The organism is Bacillus sp. FSL K6-6540 (assembly GCF_038007545.1).
In genome coordinates, this window is the sequence record NZ_JBBOXH010000001.1 from 2,180,282 (window position 1) to 2,202,390 (window position 22,109).

Here is a 22,109-nt window from a genome sequence, read left to right on the forward strand (position 1 = left end):
CGAACGTTATATCGGACCTTGCCTTACGAACAGGGCATGGACATTGAGGTGTCGCTTGCGCAGGCTTCCATTAGAAGTCGGCCGGGCGAAATTAGGGTGGTAACGCGAGAACAGGTTCTCGTCCCTTGGGGGACGGGGCCTTTTTTTATGTTCACAGAACATTTACGAATAAGGTGAAAGGAAGATCTGCATGAACAGAGTAGACGTCAAGGAGAAGGCGCGGGCAAGAGAGCTGCGCATCTTGAACAAATGGAACGAGGAGAACACGTTCAAGAAATCAATCGAGCTGCGGGCCGGCAAGCCGAATTATGTATTTTACGAAGGTCCGCCGACCGCGAACGGTGCGCCTCATATCGGTCACGTGCTCGGCCGCGTCATCAAGGATTTTGTAGGCCGCTACCAGACGATGAAGGGCTACCATGTCGTTCGTAAAGCGGGCTGGGATACGCACGGGCTTCCGGTTGAGCTGGGCGTAGAGAAGCAGCTGGGCATCTCCGGCAAGCAGGAAATCGAGAATTATGGCGTGGAGGCCTTTATCAAAAAGTGTAAAGCCAGCGTATTTGAATATGAGCATAAATGGCGCGAGCTGACCGAAGCGATTGCGTATTGGACCGATCTGGATCATCCGTACATCACGCTTGAGAACAACTACATCGAGAGCGTATGGAACATTTTGGCGACGATTCATGACAAGGGCCTTCTGTACCGCGGCCACCGCGTAAGCCCGTACTGCCCTTGCTGTCAGACGACACTGAGCTCCCACGAAGTGGCACAGGGGTATGAGGATGTTAAAGACCTGAGCGCAACGGCGAAGTTTAAGCTGCATGACAGCGGAGAGTATGTGCTGGCATGGACGACGACGCCTTGGACGCTGCCATCCCACGTGGCGCTCGCCGTGAATCCGGATATGGATTACGCGCGCGTCGAGCAGGAGGACGGCATCTATATCGTGGCTAAGAATTTGGTAGAGGATGTCATGAAAGGCGACTTCACCGTTCTATCGACGCTGAAAGGTTCCGAGCTGGTCGGCAAGACTTACGATCCTCCGTTCCCGTATGTAAAAGCGGAAAAATCGAACATCGTTGTCGGCGCATCCTTTGTTACCGATGCAAGCGGTACGGGAATTGTACACATGGCTCCTGCGCACGGCGAAGACGACTACCGCGTATGCCGCGAGAATGGCATCAGCTTCGTGAGCGTCGTGAACGGCCACGGCCGTTATACCGATGAAGTGACGGATTTTGCCGGACGCTTCGTCAAGGATTGCGATCTGGACATCGTGAAGGCATTGTCCGAAAAAGGACTTCTGTACAGCAAAGAGAAATACGAGCACAGCTACCCGTTCTGCTGGCGCTGTAAATCCCCGCTGCTCTATTATGCGATGGAGAGCTGGTTTATCGAAACGACGGCGGTTAAGGATCAGCTGATCGCGAACAACAACGAGGTGACCTGGTATCCGGGCCATGTACGGGAGGGACGCTTCGGCAAATTCCTTGAAGACCTGGTCGACTGGAATATCAGCCGGAACCGTTACTGGGGAACGCCGCTTAACGTATGGGTCTGCGATTCTTGCGAAGGGCAGTTCTCGCCGCACAGCATTGCGGAGCTTCGGGCTAACGCCGTAGGCGAGGTGGCGGAGGATCTGGAGCTGCACAAGCCCTATGTGGATGAAGTGAAAGTCAAATGCCCGCACTGTGAAGGCGGCGTGATGGAACGGACCTCGGAAGTCATCGACGTATGGTTTGACAGCGGATCGATGCCGTATGCGCAATACCATTATCCATTCGAGGACAAGGAGAAGTTCGAACAGCAGTATCCTGCCGATATGATCTGCGAAGGGATTGACCAGACGCGCGGATGGTTCTACAGCTTGCTCGCCGTATCGACCCTCTTCACCGGTAAAGCGCCTTATAAAGCGGTCATGGCCACGGGCCATATTCTCGATGAGAACGGACAGAAGATGTCCAAGTCCAAGGGCAACGTCATCGATCCTTGGGAAATCATCGAGGAGTACGGCACGGATGCGTTCCGTTGGGCGCTGCTCGCCGACAGTGCGCCATGGAACAGCAAACGTTTCTCGAAAGGAATTGTCGGCGAAGCCAAATCCAAGGTTGTGGACACGCTGGTGAACACCCATGCGTTCCTGACATTGTATGCCGGCATCGACGGCTATGATCCGAAGGAGCATGACTTCAAGGGATCGAACCACAAGCTGGACCGCTGGATTCTCTCCCGCTTGAACAGCTTGATTCAAGTGGTTGACAAGGGATTGGCCGTCAATGATTTCCTTAACGCGGCCAAGGCGGTCGAAGCTTATGTGGATGAGCTGAGCAACTGGTATATCCGTCGTTCGCGCGATCGTTTCTGGGGCAGCGGACTCGGTGAAGATAAGCTGGCCGCTTACGGGACGCTTACGCACGTGCTGTTGACGCTATCCAAGCTGATGGCTCCGTTCACGCCGATGCTGTCCGAAGATATCTTCGTCAACCTGGGCGGCGGCGAGAGCGTGCATCTGGCCGACTTCCCGCAAGCCGACGAAGCGTTGATCGACAAAGCGCTCGAGCAGGACATGGAGACGGCAAGACAGATCGTAGAGCTTGCGCGGAACGTCCGCAACGAGACAGGAATCAAGACGCGTCAGCCGCTGTCCAACCTCATCGTATCCATGGATCGCGAGTTCGATCTCGCGGGGTATGAAGACATCATCAAGGACGAGATCAACGTCAAAGCGATTGAGGTGGAGACCAGCGACAGCGGGTTCGTTGATTTCACGCTGAAAATGAACCTGAAGGTCGCAGGCAAGAAATACGGTAAAAATATCGGCTTCCTGCAAGGTTACCTGAAGGGAATGAGCAGTGACGAGACCCGCAAGGTGGTCCAATCGGGCGGCGTGAACGTAACTTCACCGGAAGGCGAAGAATTGCAGATCACATCCGAAGAGCTGCTGGTAGAGAAGAAGGCGAAGGAAGGCTTTGCATCCGCTTCGGGTTACGGGTTAACCGTTGCGCTCAATACGGATATCACGCCGGAGCTGGAGCAGGAAGGCTGGGTTCGCGAAGTGGTGCGTGCCGTGCAGGATACGCGCAAGAAGCTGGACCTCCCGATCGAGAAGCGGGTGAACTTGACTCTCGATACGGATGATGAGCTTCAAGCTGCGATCACGGCATTTGAAGATGTGCTGCGAGAAAACGTACTGGTTAACGATTTGCAATACGGACAAAGCGAAGGCATGGAGCGGGTTGAGCTTGGAGGCAAAACCATTGGCATCCATATCGCCTGAGAATCGTTGATATTTTTAAACCACCGCCATGAAATGGCGGTGGTTTTTTGCTGTCCCCAATAAGCACCGGCTTTGTTCGGAGGATTCCGTGCGAATGAGATGCTTCCAACAGATGCATAATAATCAGCGAATTCTCATGCATGTTATGTATGGTTTCAGGCAGGAAGAAAGCGGATCCTGATCTGTTTTTTCCAGAGTCTGCCTAGTATAGTGGCAAGGGGGCGGTGAATATGGCAGAGAAGCCGGAAAATGCATTTTCAACCGAAAAGAATAAATCGCTTGTGGAAGCTGAGCGGGACCAATTGGGCGCCATACACCGCATGACCACGGACATCGCGCAGCAGCTGGAGAAGGCCCGGATCGCGGAATACACCCAGCTGTTGAACCGCCCCTGGAAATTGATATGGACCAATCTGCTGGCCGGGTCGGCACGCGGCGTGGGAATCGCGATCGGGTTTACTTTTTTTGCGGCAACCATCATATATGCCCTTCAGGCGCTTGGCGCGCTGAATTTGCCTATTATCGGCGATTACATCGCGGATATTGTCCGGATTGTTCAGCGGCAGCTTGAACTGACGTAATGGATTATGTAATGCCCGGCAGCCGCTGCAAGTCATATGCTGCCGGGTAAGACGCTTAATCAGCTGAATGATTCATCATCCGGGTCACCATTGGGGTCAAGGAGATAACTTCCTTCGCCCCGGTCCAGGTAATCGACATATTGGGGACTGCGTACGATAAACACTTCCGAGCCATCGATATTGGTGGCAACGAAGTTTTCGTAAACCTCCACGAACCCGCCTTGATCGTCGCCATTCTCGATATCCATTTCGTTATAGCTGTCCATTTCGTTACCTTCCGCCAAAGCCGGGGAATTGGAGTTCCCCCAGCTTTCAACGATCTGCCAGGCGTCCTCGCCGTCAAATGCAGCATATTCGTGCTCATCCATACTGGATTTTCCGAAAGCGGGAGCTAGAACGTCCTCCTCGACCGGACGGTCGCGGGACACGCGCTCCCGAGGCGTATGTTCTACGCAATATTGCGTATCCGGGATAACCTCCAACCGCTCGTACGGAATGGGCTGGCCGCAGGTAAGGCACACGCCGTAACGGCCATGATGAATGGCTTCCAGCGAAAAAATAACCCGCTGCAGCTCCTGATCCACCCTGTCCTGAAGCGCGAGGTCTTTTCCTCTTTCAAACACCTCGGTTCCCACATCGCCAGGGTGATTATCAATATGGGACAGCTCGCCGGTCATATCTCGCTCCGATTCTCCCAGCCCGTGTTGGTCGTTATTGACCATGCGCCGTTCAAGTTCAACCTTTCGATCCATCAGCTTTTGTTGCAAATTATGAAGTTGCTCCTGAGTGAGATGCGACATGTCAGGCTCCTTTCATGGTCCCGAAGTTGACCTTCTGGTTCATATGTATAGAGTGCACCCATCGTCAAGGTTTTACTGACGGAAAATGTTCTCGCCGCTGGACAGGAATGGACGGTTTCTGAGCCGCTGTGCTACAATAAGACGAGTTACGGACCGATCAGCGAAGGAGTTCGCCTGATTGGAGAAGACAAGAACGGAGTGACATAAACAAGTGGTATATTATTTGATTGCATTTGTTTTATTTCTTATCGATCAGGGAACCAAGTACTTGATTGCTACCAGGCTCGAGCTTTATGAACAAATACCGGTTATCGGGGATTTCTTCCTGATTACGTCCAGCCGAAACCGGGGAGCCGCGTTCGGCATACTCCAGGATCAGTTATGGTTTTTCATCGTTGTGACAATAATCGTTGTGGGCGGAATCGTCTGGTACCTGCGGAAGGTATCAAAAGAAGGACGCAAGCTGCTGCCTACCGCGCTTGCGCTTGTACTTGGAGGGGCACTCGGAAACTTCATCGATCGATTGATAATGGGAGAGGTCGTCGATTTCCTGCAGTTTAATTTTGGCAGCTACACCTTCCCGATCTTCAATATTGCCGATTCTTGCATCGTGATCGGCGTGGGATTGATCATATTGGACACGCTTCTGGAAGGAAGACGCGAGAAGATGCAGACAACAAGTGAAGTTTCTGGCACAGAAGGGACTGAATGATGGTGCAAGACGGTAAGGATACAGATACGGATTGGACAGATGAGAACGGCCAGGAAACGGAAGCCAGCGAATGGACGGTGGATGCCGACGCTGCCAAAACCCGTATCGATAAATACCTAACGGAAAATCTTGGGGAAGATGTGTCGCGTTCCCAAGTTCAGTTATGGATTGCGGACGGACATGTGAGCGTGAACGATGGCCCAATCAAGTCGAATTACAAAGTGAGTCAGGGTGACCGCATCGTGCTGAAGGTTCCCGAGCCATCGGCCGTCGAGATCATTCCCGAGGACATCCCGCTTGAGATCGCGTTTGAAGACGGGGACGTGATTGTCGTAAACAAGCCGAGAGGAATGGTTGTCCATCCGGCTCCGGGACATTCGTCCGGCACGCTAGTGAATGCATTGATGTTTCACTGCAAGGATTTATCGGGAATCAATGGAGAGCTTCGCCCCGGCATCGTCCATCGGATCGATAAGGATACTACGGGCCTGATCATGGCCGCGAAGAATGATAAAGCCCATGCTTCGCTGGCCGCCCAGTTGAAGGAGCACAGCGTGAACCGCCGTTATTTGGCGTTGGTGCACGGCAATATCAGCCATGATCAGGGAACCATTGACGCACCGATCGGCCGGGACGCCCAGGATCGCAAACTGTATACCGTCACGGACCGGAACAGCAAACATGCGGTGACGCATTTTACCGTGGTGGAACGGTTCGGAGATTACAGTCTCCTCGAGCTGAAGCTGGAGACGGGTCGTACCCATCAAATTCGCGTGCACATGAAATATATCGGGCATCCTCTCGTAGGGGATCCCGTTTACGGCAAGAGCAAGGGGATCAAATTGAACGGACAAGCGCTTCATGCGGCCGTATTGGGTTTCGTCCATCCTTCGACCGGGGAATATAAGGAGTTTTCGGCACCGATGCCGAGCGATATGAATGAGCTGTTGACGATTTTAAGGGGCCGCTAGCGGTCCCTTTTCGCATGTTTAAGCATGGGGTCCCACAAAGGATTTAGAGTAAGCATCAAAGCATGGGCTCCACTTTGCTGGGCTATTTGTCTTGCCTTCCAAACCATGGATATGGTATAGTGACGATAACTTTGATGAAGGAGGTGAGCAGGATGAATATCGAGATGGTCAACAACCGTATTAGCCAGCTGCCTATCGCTATGGCTGGCATTGTTCATGCATTTCTCAACAACGGGAGAGGTCTGTCCAATTTTAATGATACGAGTTGTACCATCGCGAGAAGTCACCTGCCTGCCTGCACGGATTAAGCCAATTTAAGGCTTACGATTCTTAAGGGTCCGCGGAGCTTGCTCTGTGGACCCTTTTTGCGTTGCAGTCCGGTTCTTCTCCCTAATTCATGCGCTCGAACAGAGTTTTGGTATTGTTCGCAGCATACAGGAGGAACCAAGAATGAATATGATCAATGTACAGAAACTGACGCAATACCAAGGGGCCCAGCTTGTATTGGACGGGATATCGTTTGAAATACAGGAAGGCGAGAAGGTAGCGCTTATCGGCAGAAACGGAAGCGGCAAGTCCACGCTGATGCGCCTGCTTGCCGGATTGGATCAGCCGAACGAAGGGCAGCTTGCCATCAAGAAGGATACAGTGATCGGGTATGTGGAGCAGATACCGAGCCATATGGATTCCTGGACGGTGCTGGATGTACTGTCCCATGGGTTGATTCACTTGAAGGAATACCGCGCGGAGATGACGGAACTGGAGAAGAGAATGAGCGATCCGGGCATCGCCGGGAATGCAGAGCTGCTTGATCGTGTGCTGCGTCGTTACTCAGCGCTCCAGGAACGGTTTGAAGCGGAAGGCGGTTATGGGCTGGAAGCCAGCATCGACAAAATCGCTACCGGGCTGCAAATACCCAAGAGCGAGTACGGACTGGCATTCGGCTCGTTGTCGGGAGGAGAGCAAACCCGCGTCGTGCTGGCATCGCAGCTGATCGTACAGCCGGATCTGCTCCTGCTCGATGAACCGACGAATCATCTGGATTTGGCTCGCACGGAATGGCTGGAGGAATTTTTGCGCGAATATCCGGGTACCTGCGTCATTATTTCTCACGACCGGTATTTTCTTGATCGGGTGGTGACCAAGACGATAGAGCTTGAGGACGGAGAGGCATTCTCTGCCCAGGGTGGTTATACCGCATTCATGAACGACAAGGAAGAACGGCTGCTGCAGCAGTTCGCCGATTACCAGGAGCAGCAGAAAGTGATCAAGAAGATGAAGGAATCCATCAAGCAGCTGGAGGAATTCGGCCGGATCGGCGGCAACGAGAAATTTTTTAAGCGGGCGGCTTCCATGCGGCGAGCGCTGGAACGGATGGAGAAGGTCAAGCGACCTGTGCTGGATCGAAGACAGGCCGATTTCGAGCTTTATCCTCAGGATCGTTCCGGCCGCCGCGTGGCATACTTTGAACAAGTTGAGGTTCGCTATGGGAATCAGGCGGTGCTGGGAGGGGCTTCCGGTCTTATCGAATTCGGCGAAAAAATTGCGCTGATGGGTCCGAACGGCAGCGGAAAAACGACGCTGTTCAAAGTGCTGGTGGGCGAGCTTATGCCCGACTCCGGGTCCCTTGAATGGGGCGCGCGAGTCGACGTGGGATATCTGGCCCAGCAGGAGGAGCCGAAAATTCCGAAGGAAACGGTGCTCCAATATTTTCGGGAGAACGCCGGGGTTGAAGAGGGAGAGGCCCGGGGGATTTTGGCAAGATATCTGTTCTATGGCGCGGCCGTGTTCCGATCGGTGGGCCAGCTGTCAGGCGGTGAATGGACACGATTGAGGCTGGCGCTCCTTATCCATCAAAAGCCGAACCTGCTGCTCCTGGATGAACCTACGAACCATCTGGATATTGCTTCCCGGGAGGCCTTGGAGGATGCGCTGCAGGGGTATCAGGGGACCGTTCTTGCCATTTCCCACGACCGTTATTTCGTAAACCAAGTGTCAGGCAAGGTGTGGGATTTGAACCAAGGGACGCTGACCGTCTTTCATGGAAATTATGATGATTTCCGGGCCAAGAAAGACCAGCTTGAAGCCGCATTGCAGTCAAGAGAACTCTCAGCTGGTACGAATGCCGTTTCTTTACCAAGGGAGACGCCGCCGTCCAAAGCCAACGAAAAGCCCGGCCAGAAATTCGAACGCAACCATCCTGATCGCTCTGCCGCGGAAAGATCCAAATGGCTGGAAGAGGAGATCGCCCGTTTGGAGACCCGCATCCGGCAGCTGGACGGTTGGCTTGAAACGGAAGGCTCGATAAGCGGCAATTCGGACATGTCGCTGCTCGAAGAGCGTTGGAACGAGCGGGAGTCGCTGGCAGCAAGCCGCGACGAGCTCCTAGCGGAATGGCTGGAGCTGTCTTAACCGACTTCGTGCAGGGAGGCCATGGTGTGTATCAGCTCCGACTCAACCTAAAAAGTACAAATCATCTGATATATAATGCATGGCTCCAGTCGTGATTTTCCTGCATATTTAGGATGTGTAACAAAGCTAGAGTAGGAGATGAATACAAATCATGAGCATGGATAAATATCAGGAAACGTACATTCAACAGAGCTTTGCCGATCGGATTGGCGGTGCTAATTACGGTAAAGATACGGCCATTTATAAATTCGAGAAGATCAAGAGAGCAAAGGCGGCTGCGAAGCAGGAGCATCCTGATACCGAATTGATCGATATGGGAGTTGGCGAGCCGGATGAGATGGCGGATGCAGGCATCGTGGCAAAGCTGGCGGAAGAGGCGGCGAAGCGGGAAAACCGCGGATATGCGGATAACGGGATTCCGGAGTTCAAGGAAGCGGCTGTTCGCTATTTGAGCAATGTATTCGGCGTCGAAGGCATCGATGCGTCCACGGAAGTGCTGCACTCCATCGGCTCCAAGCCGGCGCTGGCCATGCTGCCGTCCTGCTTCATCAACCCGGGCGACATCACGATCATGACGGTTCCCGGATATCCTGTGCTCGGAACCCATACCAAGTATTTGGGCGGCGAAGTCTACAATGTGGAGCTGAAAAAAGAGAATGCATTTCTGCCGGATCTCGGCTCGATCCCCGAGGACATTGCCCGCCGCGCCAAACTGCTCTACCTGAACTATCCGAACAACCCGACGGGGGCCAGCGCAACGGCCGAATTTTTCGCCGAGGTTGTCGAGTGGGCCCGCAAATATGGCGTGGTGGTTGTTCATGACGCACCTTATGCTGCGCTCACTTACGATGGTTTGAAGCCGCTGAGCTTCCTGTCCGTTCCTGGAGCGAAGGATGTCGGCGTGGAGCTTCACTCCCTGTCCAAATCCTACAACATGACGGGGTGGCGCATTGGCTTCATCGCCGGCAACCCGCTGGTGGTTAAAGCGTTTGGCGACGTGAAGGACAACAACGATTCCGGACAATTCATCGCCATCCAAAAGGCTGCCGCTTACGGTCTGGATCATCCGGAAATTACGGAGAAGATCGCCGAGAAGTATTCCCGCCGCCACAACATGCTGGTCGACGTGCTGAACGGACTCGGTTTTACGGCGGAGAAGCCCAAAGGCTCCTTCTTCCTGTATGTGGAGGCTCCGAAAGGCGTCAAAGGCGGACGCCGTTTTGAATCTGGGGAAGACTTCTCCCAGTACCTGATTCGCGAGAAATTGATCTCCACCGTTCCTTGGGATGATGCAGGACACTTCGTTCGTTTCTCCGTTACCTTCATTGCCGACGGCGAGGAGGAAGAGAAACGCGTCATTTCCGAAATTCGCAGAAGACTCAGCGATGTGGAATTCGAGTTTTAATTCAAGGCTATGAACATGCTTGGAACACGACAACGTTCGACATGATTGCTGTTGACATCTCTTGTAGGGTCTGTCATAATGGGATCAATCGAATAGCACCTTTAAATCAGTCCCGTGAGGCTGGCAAGGTAACGTGAACCGAGGTTCATTAACAGGAGGCATGGCTCTGTCTGCGGATAGATGCTGCGCTTTCCACACCATCTCTATGAGATCAACTCCTTGTCCAGCCGGGCAAGGAGTTTTTTTGTGTGGAATGAATCCACGGATCGTCAGGAACGATAAAGGGCTAATCAAACGTTTAGAAGGAGGACAAGAGGATGAGCAACGAACAGCATGTGATTATGGACGAGACGGCCATCCGCCGCGCGCTAACGAGAATTGCCCATGAAATATTGGAAAAAAATAAAGGGATCGAGGATTGCGTATTGGTCGGGATCCGCACGCGCGGCGTGTTTCTGGCCCAGAGAATCGCGGAGCGAATGAACGAGATCGAAGGTACTCCGATTCCTTGGGGAGAGATCGACGTGACCTCTTACCGCGATGACCGGGACAGCAATGGAGCCGCTGCGGAACGGGGAGAGGGAGCGAAGCACAGCCTAGCGCACCTGAACATCCATGACAAGAAGGTTATTTTGTTTGATGACGTGCTGTACACCGGCCGGACGATTCGGGCAGCAATGGACGCCCTGATGGACTGCGGACGGCCTAGAATGATACAGCTTGCGGTTTTGGCAGACCGGGGGCATCGCGAGCTGCCGATCCGGCCGGATTATATCGGAAAGAACGTTCCTACCTCCAAACAAGAGGAAATTACGGTGGCATTAACCGAAATCGACGGCAAGGACGAAGTGACCATTAGCCAAAGAGAGGAACGATAATCATGACAACAGCCATTTCATTGAAAGAACGCAGCCTCTTAGGTTTGAAGGATATTAGCAGAGACGAAATCGGATCCATCCTGAATCGGGCGGCATATTGGGAAGCGCAGTCCGAGAAAGTGGTGCCAGTACTTCAATCGAAATTTGCGGTTAATATGTTCTTCGAGAACAGCACCAGAACGAGATTCTCGTTTGAAATGGCTGAGAAAAGACTCGGTGCCCAGGTCATGAACTTTGCGGCGGCAGCATCCAGCGTCGAGAAAGGCGAGTCGATCTACGATACCGTCAGAACGCTGGAATCCATGGGAATCGACGCGGGCGTCATCCGGCTGAAGCCAGCCGGCGTGCTGCAGGAGCTGGCGGAGCGGATCTCGATTCCGCTGGTCAATGCGGGCGACGGCAACAATGAGCATCCCACGCAGGCGCTGCTTGATCTATACACGATGAAGAAAAGCTTCGGCGAGCTTAAGGGATTAACGGTATCCATCATCGGGGACATCAAGCACAGCCGGGTTGCTCGTTCGGATCTGTGGGCCCTGCAGAAGTTCGGAGCCCATGTGCAGTTCTGCGCGCCGGAAACGATGCAGGCTCCGGAGCTGGCTCAGTATGCGCCTTACGTATCGATGGAAAAGGCGCTCAAGGCCGATGTGGTGATGATGCTGAGAGTTCAGCTGGAACGCCATAACGAAGGGGTGTTCAAATCCAGCGCGGAGTACCGGGAGCAGTACGGCTTGACGGAAGAGCGGGCGGCCAAGCTGTCGGGTCACACCATGATTATGCATCCGGCACCGGTGAACCGCAACGTTGAAATCGACGACGCGGTCGTGGAAAGCCCGAGATCGATGATATTCAAGCAGATGGCGAACGGAGTGCCCATTCGCATGGCGGTCATGGAACGGGCGATGGTCTGATTCGAACATGCGGAATACGGTTTACAGAATGAATAAATATTAATAATTATACACAAACATGAATTTTTATTATACAATATACAAAGAAGCGAACGGTGCTTCTGCTGCGGAGGGGAACCAAGATGCAAATGCAAGTGATAAAGAATGCCAAAGTGATCAATGAACAAGGACAGCTCGAAGATAAACATATCGTCATTGCAGACGGATTGATTCAGTCGGTTGCGAGCGATATCGCAGCCTTGCCGGAACCGGGCGATCACGTTCAGATCATCGATGCCGAGGGCAAGCTGGTCACGCCGGGATTCATCGATATGCATGTGCACTTGAGAGAGCCGGGTTATGAGCACAAGGAAACCATCGAGAGCGGCAGCCGCTCGGCAGTCAAAGGCGGTTTCACCACCATCGCCTGCATGCCGAACACAAGACCGGTGACCGATACGCCGGAAACGGTGAAGCTCGTGCTGGATAAGGCCAGCGAGGCGAATCTTGCGAAGGTGCTGCCATATGCAGCCATTACGAAGAACGAGCTGGGCCGCGAACTGACGGACTTTGAGGCCTTGAAAGCCGCGGGTGCGATCGGATTTACGGACGACGGCGTCGGTGTGCAGAACGCACAGATGATGAAAGATGCCATGAATAAAGCGAAAGCGCTGGGCATGCCGGTCATTGCGCACTGCGAGGATGACTCGCTGGTAAAAGGAGCTTGCGTGACCGAGGGCAAATTCGCTCAGCAGCACGGCCTGAAAGGAATACCGAACGAGTCGGAAGCGATCCATGTCGGGCGCGACATTCTGCTGACTGAAGCCACCGGCGTGCATTACCATGTATGCCATGTGAGCACGGAGCAGTCCGTAAGATTGATCCGCCAGGCAAAAGCGATCGGCATCTCGGTAACGGCCGAGGTATGCCCGCATCATCTGGTTCTCTCCGACGAAGACATTCCCGGCCTTGATGCAAACTGGAAGATGAACCCTCCGCTGCGCACACCGCGTGATGTGGAGGCTTGTATAGAAGGTCTGCTGGATGGAACGCTTGATATGATCGTAACGGATCATGCACCGCATAGCGCGGAAGAGAAAGCAAAAGGCATGGAGCTGGCTCCCTTCGGCATCGTGGGATTCGAAACGGCGTTCCCGCTGCTCTACACCAAGTTTGTCGCCACAGGAAAATGGGATCTCGCCCTGCTCGTAAAACGGATGACAAGCGATCCGGCAAGAGTATTCGGTCTTGCAACGGGTGTGCTGGAAGCCGGTAAAGCAGCGGACCTGACCATGATCGATCTCGAAGCGGAGAAAGAAGTGAACCCGGAAGAGTTCGCAACAAAAGGCCGCAACACGCCATTTACAGGCTGGAAGCTGAAAGGCTGGCCCGTGATGACTTGGGTGGACGGCGAAGTGAAATGGTCCGAACAAAACGGATTCTAAGTAACAAATAGGCAAAAGACTTATAAAATAAATTACACATAGATGACAGGAGTGATCGGGATGCAGGCAAGATTGTTACTGGAGGACGGAACGCTGTTCAGCGGAAAATCCTTCGGCGCGGATGCTGAAATGACCGGAGAGGTTGTTTTCAATACAGGGATTACAGGATATCAAGAGGTGCTGAGCGACCCGTCCTACTGCGGACAGATCGTAACCATGACGTACCCTTTGATCGGCAACTACGGCATCACGCGGGATGACTTTGAATCCATTCGGCCGTTCGTTCACGGATTCGTCGTTCGTCGTCATGAGCCTGTTCCCAGCAACTGGCGTGCAGAATACAGCGTTGACAGCCTGTTGAAGGAATACGGAATTCCGGGGATCAGCGAGATCGATACGCGGATGTTAACCCGTATCATCCGTCATTACGGTACGATGAAGGGCATTCTGACCACTTCCAACAAACCGGTGGAAGAGCTTAAGGAGATGCTCGGCGATACAACGATCGCTGAACTCCGCAACCAGGTGGCAAAAACCTCGACGCCGCAAATGTTTACGAGTCCAGGTTCGAAGGAACGGATCGTTCTGGTCGACTTCGGTGCAAAAAGCGGGATTCTGCGCGAATTGACATCCCGCGGATGTGACGTCATGGTCGTTCCGCATGACACGACGGCTGATGAAATCCGCAGACTTCACCCGGACGGCATTCAGTTGTCCAACGGCCCTGGGGACCCGAAAGACGTGCCTTACGCAGTCAACATGGTCAAAGAACTGCTCGGCGAATATCCGATCTTCGGCATCTGCCTTGGCCACCAATTGTTTGCGCTGGCTGCGGGCGCGGACACCGAGAAGCTGAAATTCGGACACCGCGGCGGAAACCATCCGGTAAAAGAGCTTGCCAGCGGACGCTGCTACATCACTTCCCAAAACCACGGATACACCGTAAACGAAGAATCCGTCAAAGGGACTGATCTGGAAGTTACGCATATCAACAACAACGATAAAACGATCGAAGGCTTGAAGCACTCGAAATTCCCGGCCTTCTCCGTGCAATACCATCCTGAAGCTGCGCCTGGCCCGCACGACAGCAGCTATCTGTTCGATCAATTCCTTGAAATGATAAGAGACCATAAACAGAATGAAATCCGGAAACCGCGCCAGGCGGTTCTGGCCGCAGCCGTGAAAGGAGCTCAATAATATGCCTAAACATGATACATTGAAAAAAATTCTCGTCATCGGCTCCGGTCCGATCGTCATCGGGCAAGCAGCGGAATTCGACTACGCTGGAACCCAAGCCTGCCAGGCACTGAAAGAAGAAGGCATGGAGGTCGTGCTGATCAACAGTAACCCGGCGACCATCATGACCGACACCAACATGGCGGATAAAGTATACATCGAGCCGATCACGCTGGACTTCGTTACCCAGATCATCCGTCAAGAGCGTCCGGACGGACTGCTCCCGACGCTTGGAGGACAAACAGGGCTGAACATGGCGGTTGAGCTTGCCCGCGCCGGAATTCTGGAGCAGGAAAACGTCAAACTGCTCGGAACGCAGCTGGAATCGATCGAAAAAGCCGAAGACCGCGACTTGTTCCGTGAGCTGATGCGCGAATTGGATCAGCCCGTGCCGGAAAGCACGATCGTAACGACCCTGGAAGAGGCGCTTGAGTTCGCGAATGAGATCGGTTATCCGGTGATCGTGCGTCCGGCCTACACGCTTGGCGGCACCGGCGGCGGCATTTGCGCAACCGAAGAGGAGCTGCGCGAAACGGTCAGCTCCGGACTTCGCTACAGCCCGATCACGCAGTGCCTGATCGAGAAGAGCATTGCGGGAATGAAAGAAGTCGAGTACGAGGTTATGCGCGACGCCAACGATAACTGCATCGTGGTATGTAACATGGAGAACTTCGATCCGGTCGGCGTTCATACCGGCGACAGCATCGTCGTGGCGCCAAGCCAAACGCTGTCTGACCGCGAATATCAAATGCTCAGATCCGCATCGCTGAAAATCATCCGCGCCCTGAACATCGAAGGCGGATGCAACGTGCAGTTCGCGCTGGATCCGAACAGCTATCAATATTACGTCATCGAGGTAAACCCTCGGGTCAGCCGCTCATCCGCGCTGGCTTCCAAAGCAACGGGCTATCCGATCGCGAAGATGGCAGCAAAAATTGCGATGGGTTACACCCTGGACGAGATCGTTAACCCGGTAACGGGCCAGACGTATGCTTGCTTCGAGCCTACGCTGGATTACATCGTCAGCAAAATTCCGCGCTGGCCGTTCGACAAGTTCATCCATGCCAACCGGAAGCTGGGCACCCAGATGAAAGCAACCGGCGAAGTGATGGCAATCGGCCGCACCTTCGAAGAATCGATCCATAAAGCGGTCCGCTCCCTGGAAATCGGCGTGCACCGTCTATACCTGAAAGGCGCGAACGAGCTGAGCGATGAAGTTCTCCAGCAGCGCCTGATCAAAGCCGACGATGAGCGGATGTTCCTGATCGCGGAAGCGTTCCGCCGGGGCTATGATCTGCAGCAGATTCAGGACCTGACGAAGATCGACTGGTGGTTCCTGGACAAAATCGAACGCCTGATCAAGTATGAAGACCATATTCGCAGCGAAGCGTCGCTGACTTACGAAACGCTGTACGAAGCGAAGCGTCTCGGCTTTACGGATCGTGCCATCGCCGAGCTCCGCGCAGAAGGCAAGGCCAGCACGCACACGACTGAGGAGTCGATCGGATTCCTCCGCCGCGAGCACGGATTGCGTCCGGTTTACAAAATGGTGGATACCTGCGCAGCGGAGTTTGAAGCAACGACGCCGTACTACTACTCCACCTACGAAACGGAGAATGAAGTCATCGAATCCGCGAAGGAGAAAGTCATTGTGCTCGGCTCCGGTCCGATTCGGATCGGTCAAGGGATCGAATTCGACTACTCCACGGTGCATGCCGTATGGGCCATCCAGAAGGCGGGATATGAAGCGGTTATCATCAACAACAACCCGGAGACCGTATCCACCGACTTTAATACGTCGGACCGTCTCTACTTCGAACCTCTGTTCTTCGAAGATGTCATGAATGTCATCGAGCAGGAGAAGCCGATCGGCGTCATCGTGCAGTTCGGCGGGCAGACGGCGATCAACCTCGCGGAGCCGCTCAGCAAAGCGGGCGTGAAGATTCTGGGCACAAGCCTGGAGAGCATTGACGAAGCCGAGGACCGCAAGAAATTCGAAGCGCTTCTGTCCCGATTGGAGATCGCCCAGCCGAAAGGTAAAACCGTAACGTCGGTCGATGATGCCGTAGAAACGGCACAATCGCTGGGCTACCCCGTGCTCGTAAGACCTTCGTATGTACTGGGTGGACGCGCCATGGAGATTGTATACTCCGACAGCGAGCTGCTGAGCTACATGAAAGAGGCGGTTAAGATCAACCCGGATCATCCGGTTCTGATCGACCGCTACATGATGGGTAAAGAAGTGGAGGTAGACGCGATTTGTGATGGCGAGACGGTGCTGATTCCAGGCATCATGGAGCATGTAGAACGTGCAGGCGTTCACTCCGGAGACTCGATTGCGGTATATCCTCCTCAGTACTTGTCCCAGGATCTGAAAGACAAGATTGCGGAAATTACGATCAAGATTGCCAAAGAGCTGAATACACGCGGACTTGTCAACATCCAGTTCGTTATCTATAAAAATGAAGTGTACGTGATTGAAGTGAATCCGCGTTCTTCCCGGACGGTTCCGTTCCTTAGCAAGGTTACAGGCATCCCGATGGCCAACCTGGCAACGCAAGCCATTATGGGCGGCAAGCTGAAGGATCTCGGATACGAGGAAGGCATGTGGCCGGAAAGCGAGCATGTATCGGTTAAAGTACCGGTCTTCTCCTTCGCGAAGCTTCGCCGCGTTGAGCCGACTCTCGGACCGGAAATGAAATCGACCGGCGAGGTTATGGGCCGTGACGTGAAGTATGCCAAGGCGCTGTATAAAGGCCTCATCGGTGCAGGCATGAAGATTCCTTCAACTGGCGCAATTATCGCTACCATTGCAGATAAAGATAAAGCCGAAGCTGCAGCGCTGCTGAAAGGCTTCCATAAGCTAGGTTATAAAATCATCGCAACAGGCGGTACTGCAGCATCATTGAAAGAAGCGGGCCTTGACGTGACGACCATCAACAAGCTGTCCGAAGGCACGCCGAACATTCTGGATATGATCCGCACAGGTGAAGCGAATTTCGTCTTTAACACATTGACCAAAGGTAAAACACCACAGCGCGACGGATTCCGCATTCGCCGTGAAGCGGTAGAGAACGGCGTTGTATGCATGACCTCGCTCGATACGGTTCGTGAGCTTCTGACGATGCTGGAGACCATCAACTTCTCCTCTGAAGCGATGCCGGTTTAAAATCGAGAAGGAGGGGTACAAATGAACGCCAGCTACAATGAAATGGCGGGCCGCCTGATGGTGGCCCTGGATTACCCGGATGCCGAGCGTGCACAAGCATTGGTACGTCAGCTGGAGGGCATCCCGTGTTATATGAAGGTCGGCATGCAGCTGTTCTATGCGGCCGGTCCTGACTTTGTGAAAGAATTGAAAGCGAAAGGCTATTCCGTGTTCCTGGATGTGAAGATGCATGATATTCCGAACACGGTCAAAGGCGGCTCGCACAGCGTAACGCGGCTGGGCGTGGACATGTTTAATGTCCATGCCGGCGGCGGCGCGCTCATGATGCAGGCGGCAAAGGCCGGGGCGGAAGCCGCAGTGGCGGACACCCCGGGTCTTGCCATGCCTACGATCATTGCGGTAACGCAGTTGACCAGCACGAATCAGGATGTCATGAATAACGAAATCGGCATTCCCGGCCAGGTGGAGGATACCGTCGTGCGTTATGCTGAGTTGGCCCGGCAGTCCGGACTTCACGGCGTCGTGGCATCCTCCCTGGAAGTGGAAGCCATTCGATCCGCCTGCGGCAAGGATTTCAAAACCGTCATTCCGGGGATCCGCCCTGCCGGTGCGGATATCGGTGACCAAGCGCGGGTGCTTACACCTGGGGAAGCGATCCGCAAGGGGAGTCATTACCTGGTTGTCGGCCGCCCGATCACCGAGTCCCATAACCCGAGACAAGCTGCAGAACAGATTATTGAGGAGATGATTCAAGCATGAGTACCATCGCGAATATTCCGCATCAGATCGCATCTTATTTGCTTAAGATCGAGGCCGTTTCCCTAAGACCTCATCAGCCGTTTACATGGACGTCGGGCATCAAGTCTCCGATCTACTGCGACAATCGCCTGACCATGTCCTATCCCGACATTCGCGATTACATTGCTGAATCGTTCGCGGCCGTCATTCGGGAGCAGTATCCGGAAGCCGAGGCCATTGCCGGAACGGCCACCGCAGGGATCCCGCACGCGGCCTTCGTATCCCAGAAGATGAACCTGCCGATGTCCTATATTCGGGACAAAGCCAAAGGCCACGGCAAGGAAAACCTGATCGAAGGTTTGATCAAGCCCGGCCAGAAGGTCGTTGTCATCGAGGATCTGATCTCCACGGGCGGCAGCTCCCTGAAGGCGGCGCAAGCGGTAAGGGACGCAGGAGCAGAGCCGCTCGCGGTGCTCGCCATATTCAGCTATCAGTTGGATAAAGCGGTACAAGCCTTCGCCGAAGCGGGAATTCCGCTGCAGAGCCTGTCCAATTACGGTGCACTCATTGACGTAGCGTTATCGGAGAACCGGATTCAAGCAGAGGACGTGGAGCTCCTTCAATCCTGGAGATCGAATCCAACCTCCTTTGGCGTATAGATATTCTTCATCCTCAGGCCGCCGTCTCTGTGAACTGACACAGAGGCGGCTTTTTTTGGTTCCCTGAAACAAGATAACGTAATATCGGCCGCGGGTTGACAGTCGAAGGACGGATCGTTACATTAGGACTGTAAGCGGCTGATTTAGCCATAGACATCCTGAAGCCGAATAGAAGGGATCTAATCTACCGATGAACGCAAAAAAAGAAGCGGTGCTTGAGGCCGGAAAGCGGTTGTTTCTGGAGCATGGGATTGTGCAAACCAGCATGGAGCAGATTGCCGAAGCTGTCCCCGTTTCCAAGATGACGATCTATAACTATTATCAGAGCAAAGAGGGCTTACTGGATCATGTGGTGGATCGCATGGTCGAGGAAATGATGGCGATCTATCGCGGGATCATGGAGCAGGCCAAAGATCCGCTGGAGGCCTTAACCATGTTCTACAGGGATCAGGAGAAGTTTTCGGCGCTCGTCTCGCAGCAATTTGTGTCGGATCTGGCCAAGTTTCCGGAACAGATGGTCAAGCTGCTAGAGTTCAATCAGAAATACGTTGTGCCGGAATTCGAAATGCTGATTTTTAAAGGCCAGCAGCTGGGACAGATCCGCAAAGACATTTCCCCGCAGGTACTGGTCGCGTTTTTGACTTTCATCAAGGAATTTACGGCGCGAACGGAATGGTACCATGGTCTGGGCAGCCTGCATGCGGTCAGCGAACAACTGATGACGATTCTATATCACGGCATTATCCGAAAGGATGAGCCGCTTAATCCAACATAACCGCTAAAACATTCCAGAGGTGATTGCCAAAGCCCGGGAATGTTTTTTTATATTTTGCCGCTTGATGGTTTGGGAGCCGTCTGATTTGGGTATATGTTCCTATAAATTTAGGGCCAGGATTTGGTAGAGGGGAAGGATACGTCTCACCTATAATAGTAATGATAACTTCGAAAACAAACACAAAATAGGCGGGACTGACCGTAAGGAGGAGAGATCTTTGGAAATTCCGTCCAGGATCCAACTGACCGGCAAGCAATTCTTTGTATTAACCGGCATTGTCGGTGCGCGGGCTGTCATCGGGTTGGAGGACCCTTTTCGCGGAACGCTCACGGAAGAGATGCCTGTTGAAGTAGCCAAGATTGAGCAGGAACTGCTGGAGAAGGGTTTGATTCAAACGGCCGATAACGAGCCGGTTCTTGTGCAGGAGCTCCTGGAATACATAGAAGTATGCAGCCGAACCTTGTTAACGATTCATATGAGGGTGGCCGGTTCGGAGGAAACGTCGAAGGAGTGTTTCATTTATTACAGTTCCAGCCTTGTCGTGAAGGCGGATATCGAAATCGGGCCAGGCGGTGATAGGCTTTATGTGCTGGAAGAGCTGGGAACCCCTTCGGAGGCTTGGCTGAAGATCATCGGTTACCTGCAGCTGGAGGATCGAAAAAATCGCGATACAGGCTCACTGGCCTTGCCTAAGGGCTGGTTCCAGCAATGGATGAACGCCGAGCAAGGGGGGCAGGAGCCTCGGAAGCACCTGCTTGCTCAAGGCTATCCGGAATCGGTCGTTAATGACTTGGCTGATTGCGTAAGCCATCCGGAGAGATATGCCACCTTCACGGCATATTATTGTCCGGACCTGGACTGCCGGATTCAGGGAATCGAGCTGTTACGAGGAGCGCAATCCAATTGGCTGATTCGCAACGAAGGCGAACAGGACCAAATATGGGGCGCTACGGTAACCGAGATCATCCGGGAACTCGGCGCGGTCATCGAGCGTATTAAGTGAGAGACGTTGCATCCTGATCCCGCATACTGTAATTTTTGCCTTCTCGATCAATGACATGGAGGATTGTTAGCTATGACCAAAATACGTGTGGTACCTGAAATGCTGAACCAGCAGGGCGCAGCGGTATCTGATATTGCACGGGAAGTCCAAGCGCTTCAGGAGCGGATGCAGCAGCGGATCCAGAGCATGTCCTGGGAATCGCGCCATCGCGCCCAGGTTGAGCAGCGCCTTGCGCAATGCCGGGCCGCGTGCCAGTCGGTCGTAGGCCGTCTGGAGCAGAATCGCGGCCAGCTCGTGAAGAAAGCGGGGGATTTTTCGCAGACCGACCAATCGCTGGGGAACAATCTGAATTTCGGCAAACAATCGGTCGCCCAGGTGAGTCCGCATCTGCTGCTTCAGGCGAGTATGGCACAGAACGGAAATAAGAAGACGGATCCGCCCGTGACGGCGGCGGGCGTCGAATTCAATGCGCTCGCGCCATTCGGCGGCACGGCGGATCAATGGAAGGGCAATCCGCTTGCGGCCGCAGGAGTATTGTTCGGAACGGTAACCGCATCGGGCACGATGTACAAATACTGGGATATGTACCGGAATGGCTTCGGCGTATGGCTTGAGAAAGACAAGCGCGGCAACATGCGTGCCAATGTGACGAACGGCATGCTTGCCAATATCCGCAAAAAATCCTATGCCGAGTACAATTGGCGGAATCACCCCCGAATTCCGAAATACGTCCTGCCCGGCGCAGCCGTGAAGGACTCGCTCAGCTGGAAGGGGGGCAAGCTTGGTTATGCGGGCATCGCCATGCAAACGGTGGGAAATCTGGTTACGAATATCAATGAAAACAAGAGCGGGGCAAAAATAGCCGGAGACGCCGTCGTCGATGTTGGCGTCGGCGTGGGAACCGTGGTCGCTTCCGCGGCGGCTGGCGCTAAAGCCGGCGCGCTGATCGGTACGGCGGTGGGCGGTCCGATCGGCACCCTGGCGGGTGCGGCCATCGGCTTCGGCGTGTCGGTCGGTGCTTCCTATGTCATGGACGGCATCAAGTTCGCCGATTTTGACGGGGACGGGAAGAAAGATACCGTAACCGAAGGATTGAAAATGGGGGCGGAGAAGATAGGTTCTACGATAGCCGGATGGTTCAAATAAAGGGAGTGT

At 53.8% G+C, this 22,109-nt stretch carries 18 protein-coding genes; 17 read left to right on the plus strand and 1 reads right to left on the minus strand.

Going from position 1 to position 22,109, the window contains the following annotated elements; all coding sequences use genetic code 11:
• Window positions 1-190 precede the first annotated feature (190 nt).
• Window positions 191-3,280, plus strand: coding sequence for an isoleucine--tRNA ligase (ileS, locus tag MHH82_RS09545; RefSeq protein WP_340965390.1), 3,090 nt, complete (start codon window positions 191-193; stop codon window positions 3,278-3,280).
• Window positions 3,281-3,510: 230 nt separating this feature from the next.
• Window positions 3,511-3,861, plus strand: coding sequence for a DUF5665 domain-containing protein (locus MHH82_RS09550; RefSeq protein ID WP_036665988.1), 351 nt, complete (start codon window positions 3,511-3,513; stop codon window positions 3,859-3,861).
• Window positions 3,862-3,920: 59 nt separating this feature from the next.
• Here MHH82_RS09550 and MHH82_RS09555 read toward each other — a convergent pair whose 3' ends face one another.
• Window positions 3,921-4,661, minus strand: coding sequence for a TraR/DksA C4-type zinc finger protein (locus MHH82_RS09555; protein ID WP_340965393.1), 741 nt, complete (start codon window positions 4,659-4,661; stop codon window positions 3,921-3,923).
• Between the two features lie 211 nt (window positions 4,662-4,872).
• On the opposite strand from MHH82_RS09555, the gene lspA reads away from it, so the two are divergent.
• The 15 genes from lspA (at window position 4,873) to MHH82_RS09630 (ending at window position 22,100) form a co-directional block, all read left to right on the plus strand.
• Window positions 4,873-5,373: a signal peptidase II gene (lspA, locus tag MHH82_RS09560; RefSeq protein WP_340965395.1), complete on the plus strand. Its 501-nt coding sequence runs from the start codon at window positions 4,873-4,875 to the stop codon at window positions 5,371-5,373.
• Window positions 5,373-6,344 (plus strand): RluA family pseudouridine synthase, encoded by a 972-nt coding sequence (locus MHH82_RS09565; RefSeq protein ID WP_041621956.1) that lies wholly within the window; start codon window positions 5,373-5,375, stop codon window positions 6,342-6,344. Before lspA ends, MHH82_RS09565 begins: the two co-directional genes overlap by 1 nt.
• Window positions 6,345-6,496: 152 nt before the next feature.
• Window positions 6,497-6,652 carry an RAxF-45 family protein gene (locus tag MHH82_RS09570; protein WP_009589583.1) on the plus strand — a complete coding sequence of 52 codons (156 nt, stop codon included), beginning with the start codon at window positions 6,497-6,499 and terminating at the stop codon, window positions 6,650-6,652.
• A 142-nt stretch (window positions 6,653-6,794) separates the two neighbouring features.
• The gene (gene abc-f / locus MHH82_RS09575; protein ID WP_340965397.1) at window positions 6,795-8,756 is read left to right on the plus strand and encodes a ribosomal protection-like ABC-F family protein; all 1,962 of its coding nucleotides are present in this window, start codon (window positions 6,795-6,797) and stop codon (window positions 8,754-8,756) included.
• Between the two features lie 151 nt (window positions 8,757-8,907).
• Window positions 8,908-10,161: an LL-diaminopimelate aminotransferase gene (locus MHH82_RS09580; protein WP_015734252.1), complete on the plus strand. Its 1,254-nt coding sequence runs from the start codon at window positions 8,908-8,910 to the stop codon at window positions 10,159-10,161.
• 317 nt (window positions 10,162-10,478) lie between these two features.
• The gene (gene pyrR / locus MHH82_RS09585; protein ID WP_096773084.1) at window positions 10,479-11,039 is read left to right on the plus strand and encodes a bifunctional pyr operon transcriptional regulator/uracil phosphoribosyltransferase PyrR; all 561 of its coding nucleotides are present in this window, start codon (window positions 10,479-10,481) and stop codon (window positions 11,037-11,039) included.
• Entirely contained in the window at window positions 11,039-11,950 is a 912-nt protein-coding gene (locus MHH82_RS09590; RefSeq protein WP_315971980.1) for an aspartate carbamoyltransferase catalytic subunit, read from the plus strand. Before pyrR ends, MHH82_RS09590 begins: the two co-directional genes overlap by 1 nt.
• Window positions 11,951-12,072: 122 nt before the next feature.
• Window positions 12,073-13,374: a dihydroorotase gene (locus MHH82_RS09595; RefSeq protein WP_009589657.1), complete on the plus strand. Its 1,302-nt coding sequence runs from the start codon at window positions 12,073-12,075 to the stop codon at window positions 13,372-13,374.
• A 60-nt stretch (window positions 13,375-13,434) separates the two neighbouring features.
• Window positions 13,435-14,571, plus strand: a complete 1,137-nt coding sequence (gene carA, locus MHH82_RS09600; protein ID WP_009589632.1) for a glutamine-hydrolyzing carbamoyl-phosphate synthase small subunit — start codon at window positions 13,435-13,437, stop codon at window positions 14,569-14,571.
• 1 nt (window position 14,572) lies between these two features.
• The gene (gene carB / locus MHH82_RS09605) at window positions 14,573-17,779 is read left to right on the plus strand and encodes a carbamoyl-phosphate synthase large subunit (protein ID WP_015734256.1); all 3,207 of its coding nucleotides are present in this window, start codon (window positions 14,573-14,575) and stop codon (window positions 17,777-17,779) included.
• Window positions 17,780-17,800: 21 nt separating this feature from the next.
• On the plus strand, window positions 17,801-18,538 hold the full coding sequence (gene pyrF, locus MHH82_RS09610; RefSeq protein ID WP_009589605.1) for an orotidine-5'-phosphate decarboxylase: 738 nt from the start codon (window positions 17,801-17,803) through the stop codon (window positions 18,536-18,538).
• Window positions 18,535-19,176 (plus strand): orotate phosphoribosyltransferase, encoded by a 642-nt coding sequence (pyrE, locus tag MHH82_RS09615; RefSeq protein ID WP_015734257.1) that lies wholly within the window; start codon window positions 18,535-18,537, stop codon window positions 19,174-19,176. The genes pyrF and pyrE overlap by 4 nt, the downstream gene beginning before the upstream one ends.
• A 190-nt stretch (window positions 19,177-19,366) precedes the next feature.
• Entirely contained in the window at window positions 19,367-19,951 is a 585-nt protein-coding gene (locus tag MHH82_RS09620) for a TetR/AcrR family transcriptional regulator (protein ID WP_340965401.1), read from the plus strand.
• A gap of 217 nt (window positions 19,952-20,168) precedes the next feature.
• The gene (locus tag MHH82_RS09625; RefSeq protein ID WP_145035336.1) at window positions 20,169-20,954 is read left to right on the plus strand and encodes a hypothetical protein; all 786 of its coding nucleotides are present in this window, start codon (window positions 20,169-20,171) and stop codon (window positions 20,952-20,954) included.
• A gap of 72 nt (window positions 20,955-21,026) precedes the next feature.
• Entirely contained in the window at window positions 21,027-22,100 is a 1,074-nt protein-coding gene (locus MHH82_RS09630; RefSeq protein WP_009589658.1) for a WXG100 family type VII secretion target, read from the plus strand.
• The last annotated feature ends 9 nt before the right edge of the window (window positions 22,101-22,109 follow it).

Coding starts and splice junctions, on each gene's coding strand:
- abc-f (WP_340965397.1), top strand. CDS start 6,795: ATGAATATGATCAATGTACAGAAACTGACGCAATACCAAGGGGCCCAG.
- carA (WP_009589632.1), top strand. CDS start 13,435: ATGCAGGCAAGATTGTTACTGGAGGACGGAACGCTGTTCAGCGGAAAA.
- MHH82_RS09620 (WP_340965401.1), top strand. CDS start 19,367: ATGAACGCAAAAAAAGAAGCGGTGCTTGAGGCCGGAAAGCGGTTGTTT.
- ileS (WP_340965390.1), top strand. CDS start 191: ATGAACAGAGTAGACGTCAAGGAGAAGGCGCGGGCAAGAGAGCTGCGC.
- pyrF (WP_009589605.1), top strand. CDS start 17,801: ATGAACGCCAGCTACAATGAAATGGCGGGCCGCCTGATGGTGGCCCTG.
- MHH82_RS09570 (WP_009589583.1), top strand. CDS start 6,497: ATGAATATCGAGATGGTCAACAACCGTATTAGCCAGCTGCCTATCGCT.
- pyrR (WP_096773084.1), top strand. CDS start 10,479: ATGAGCAACGAACAGCATGTGATTATGGACGAGACGGCCATCCGCCGC.
- MHH82_RS09595 (WP_009589657.1), top strand. CDS start 12,073: ATGCAAATGCAAGTGATAAAGAATGCCAAAGTGATCAATGAACAAGGA.
- MHH82_RS09555 (WP_340965393.1), bottom strand. CDS start 4,661: ATGTCGCATCTCACTCAGGAGCAACTTCATAATTTGCAACAAAAGCTG.
- carB (WP_015734256.1), top strand. CDS start 14,573: ATGCCTAAACATGATACATTGAAAAAAATTCTCGTCATCGGCTCCGGT.
- pyrE (WP_015734257.1), top strand. CDS start 18,535: ATGAGTACCATCGCGAATATTCCGCATCAGATCGCATCTTATTTGCTT.
- MHH82_RS09550 (WP_036665988.1), top strand. CDS start 3,511: ATGGCAGAGAAGCCGGAAAATGCATTTTCAACCGAAAAGAATAAATCG.
- MHH82_RS09580 (WP_015734252.1), top strand. CDS start 8,908: ATGAGCATGGATAAATATCAGGAAACGTACATTCAACAGAGCTTTGCC.
- MHH82_RS09565 (WP_041621956.1), top strand. CDS start 5,373: ATGGTGCAAGACGGTAAGGATACAGATACGGATTGGACAGATGAGAAC.
- MHH82_RS09630 (WP_009589658.1), top strand. CDS start 21,027: ATGACCAAAATACGTGTGGTACCTGAAATGCTGAACCAGCAGGGCGCA.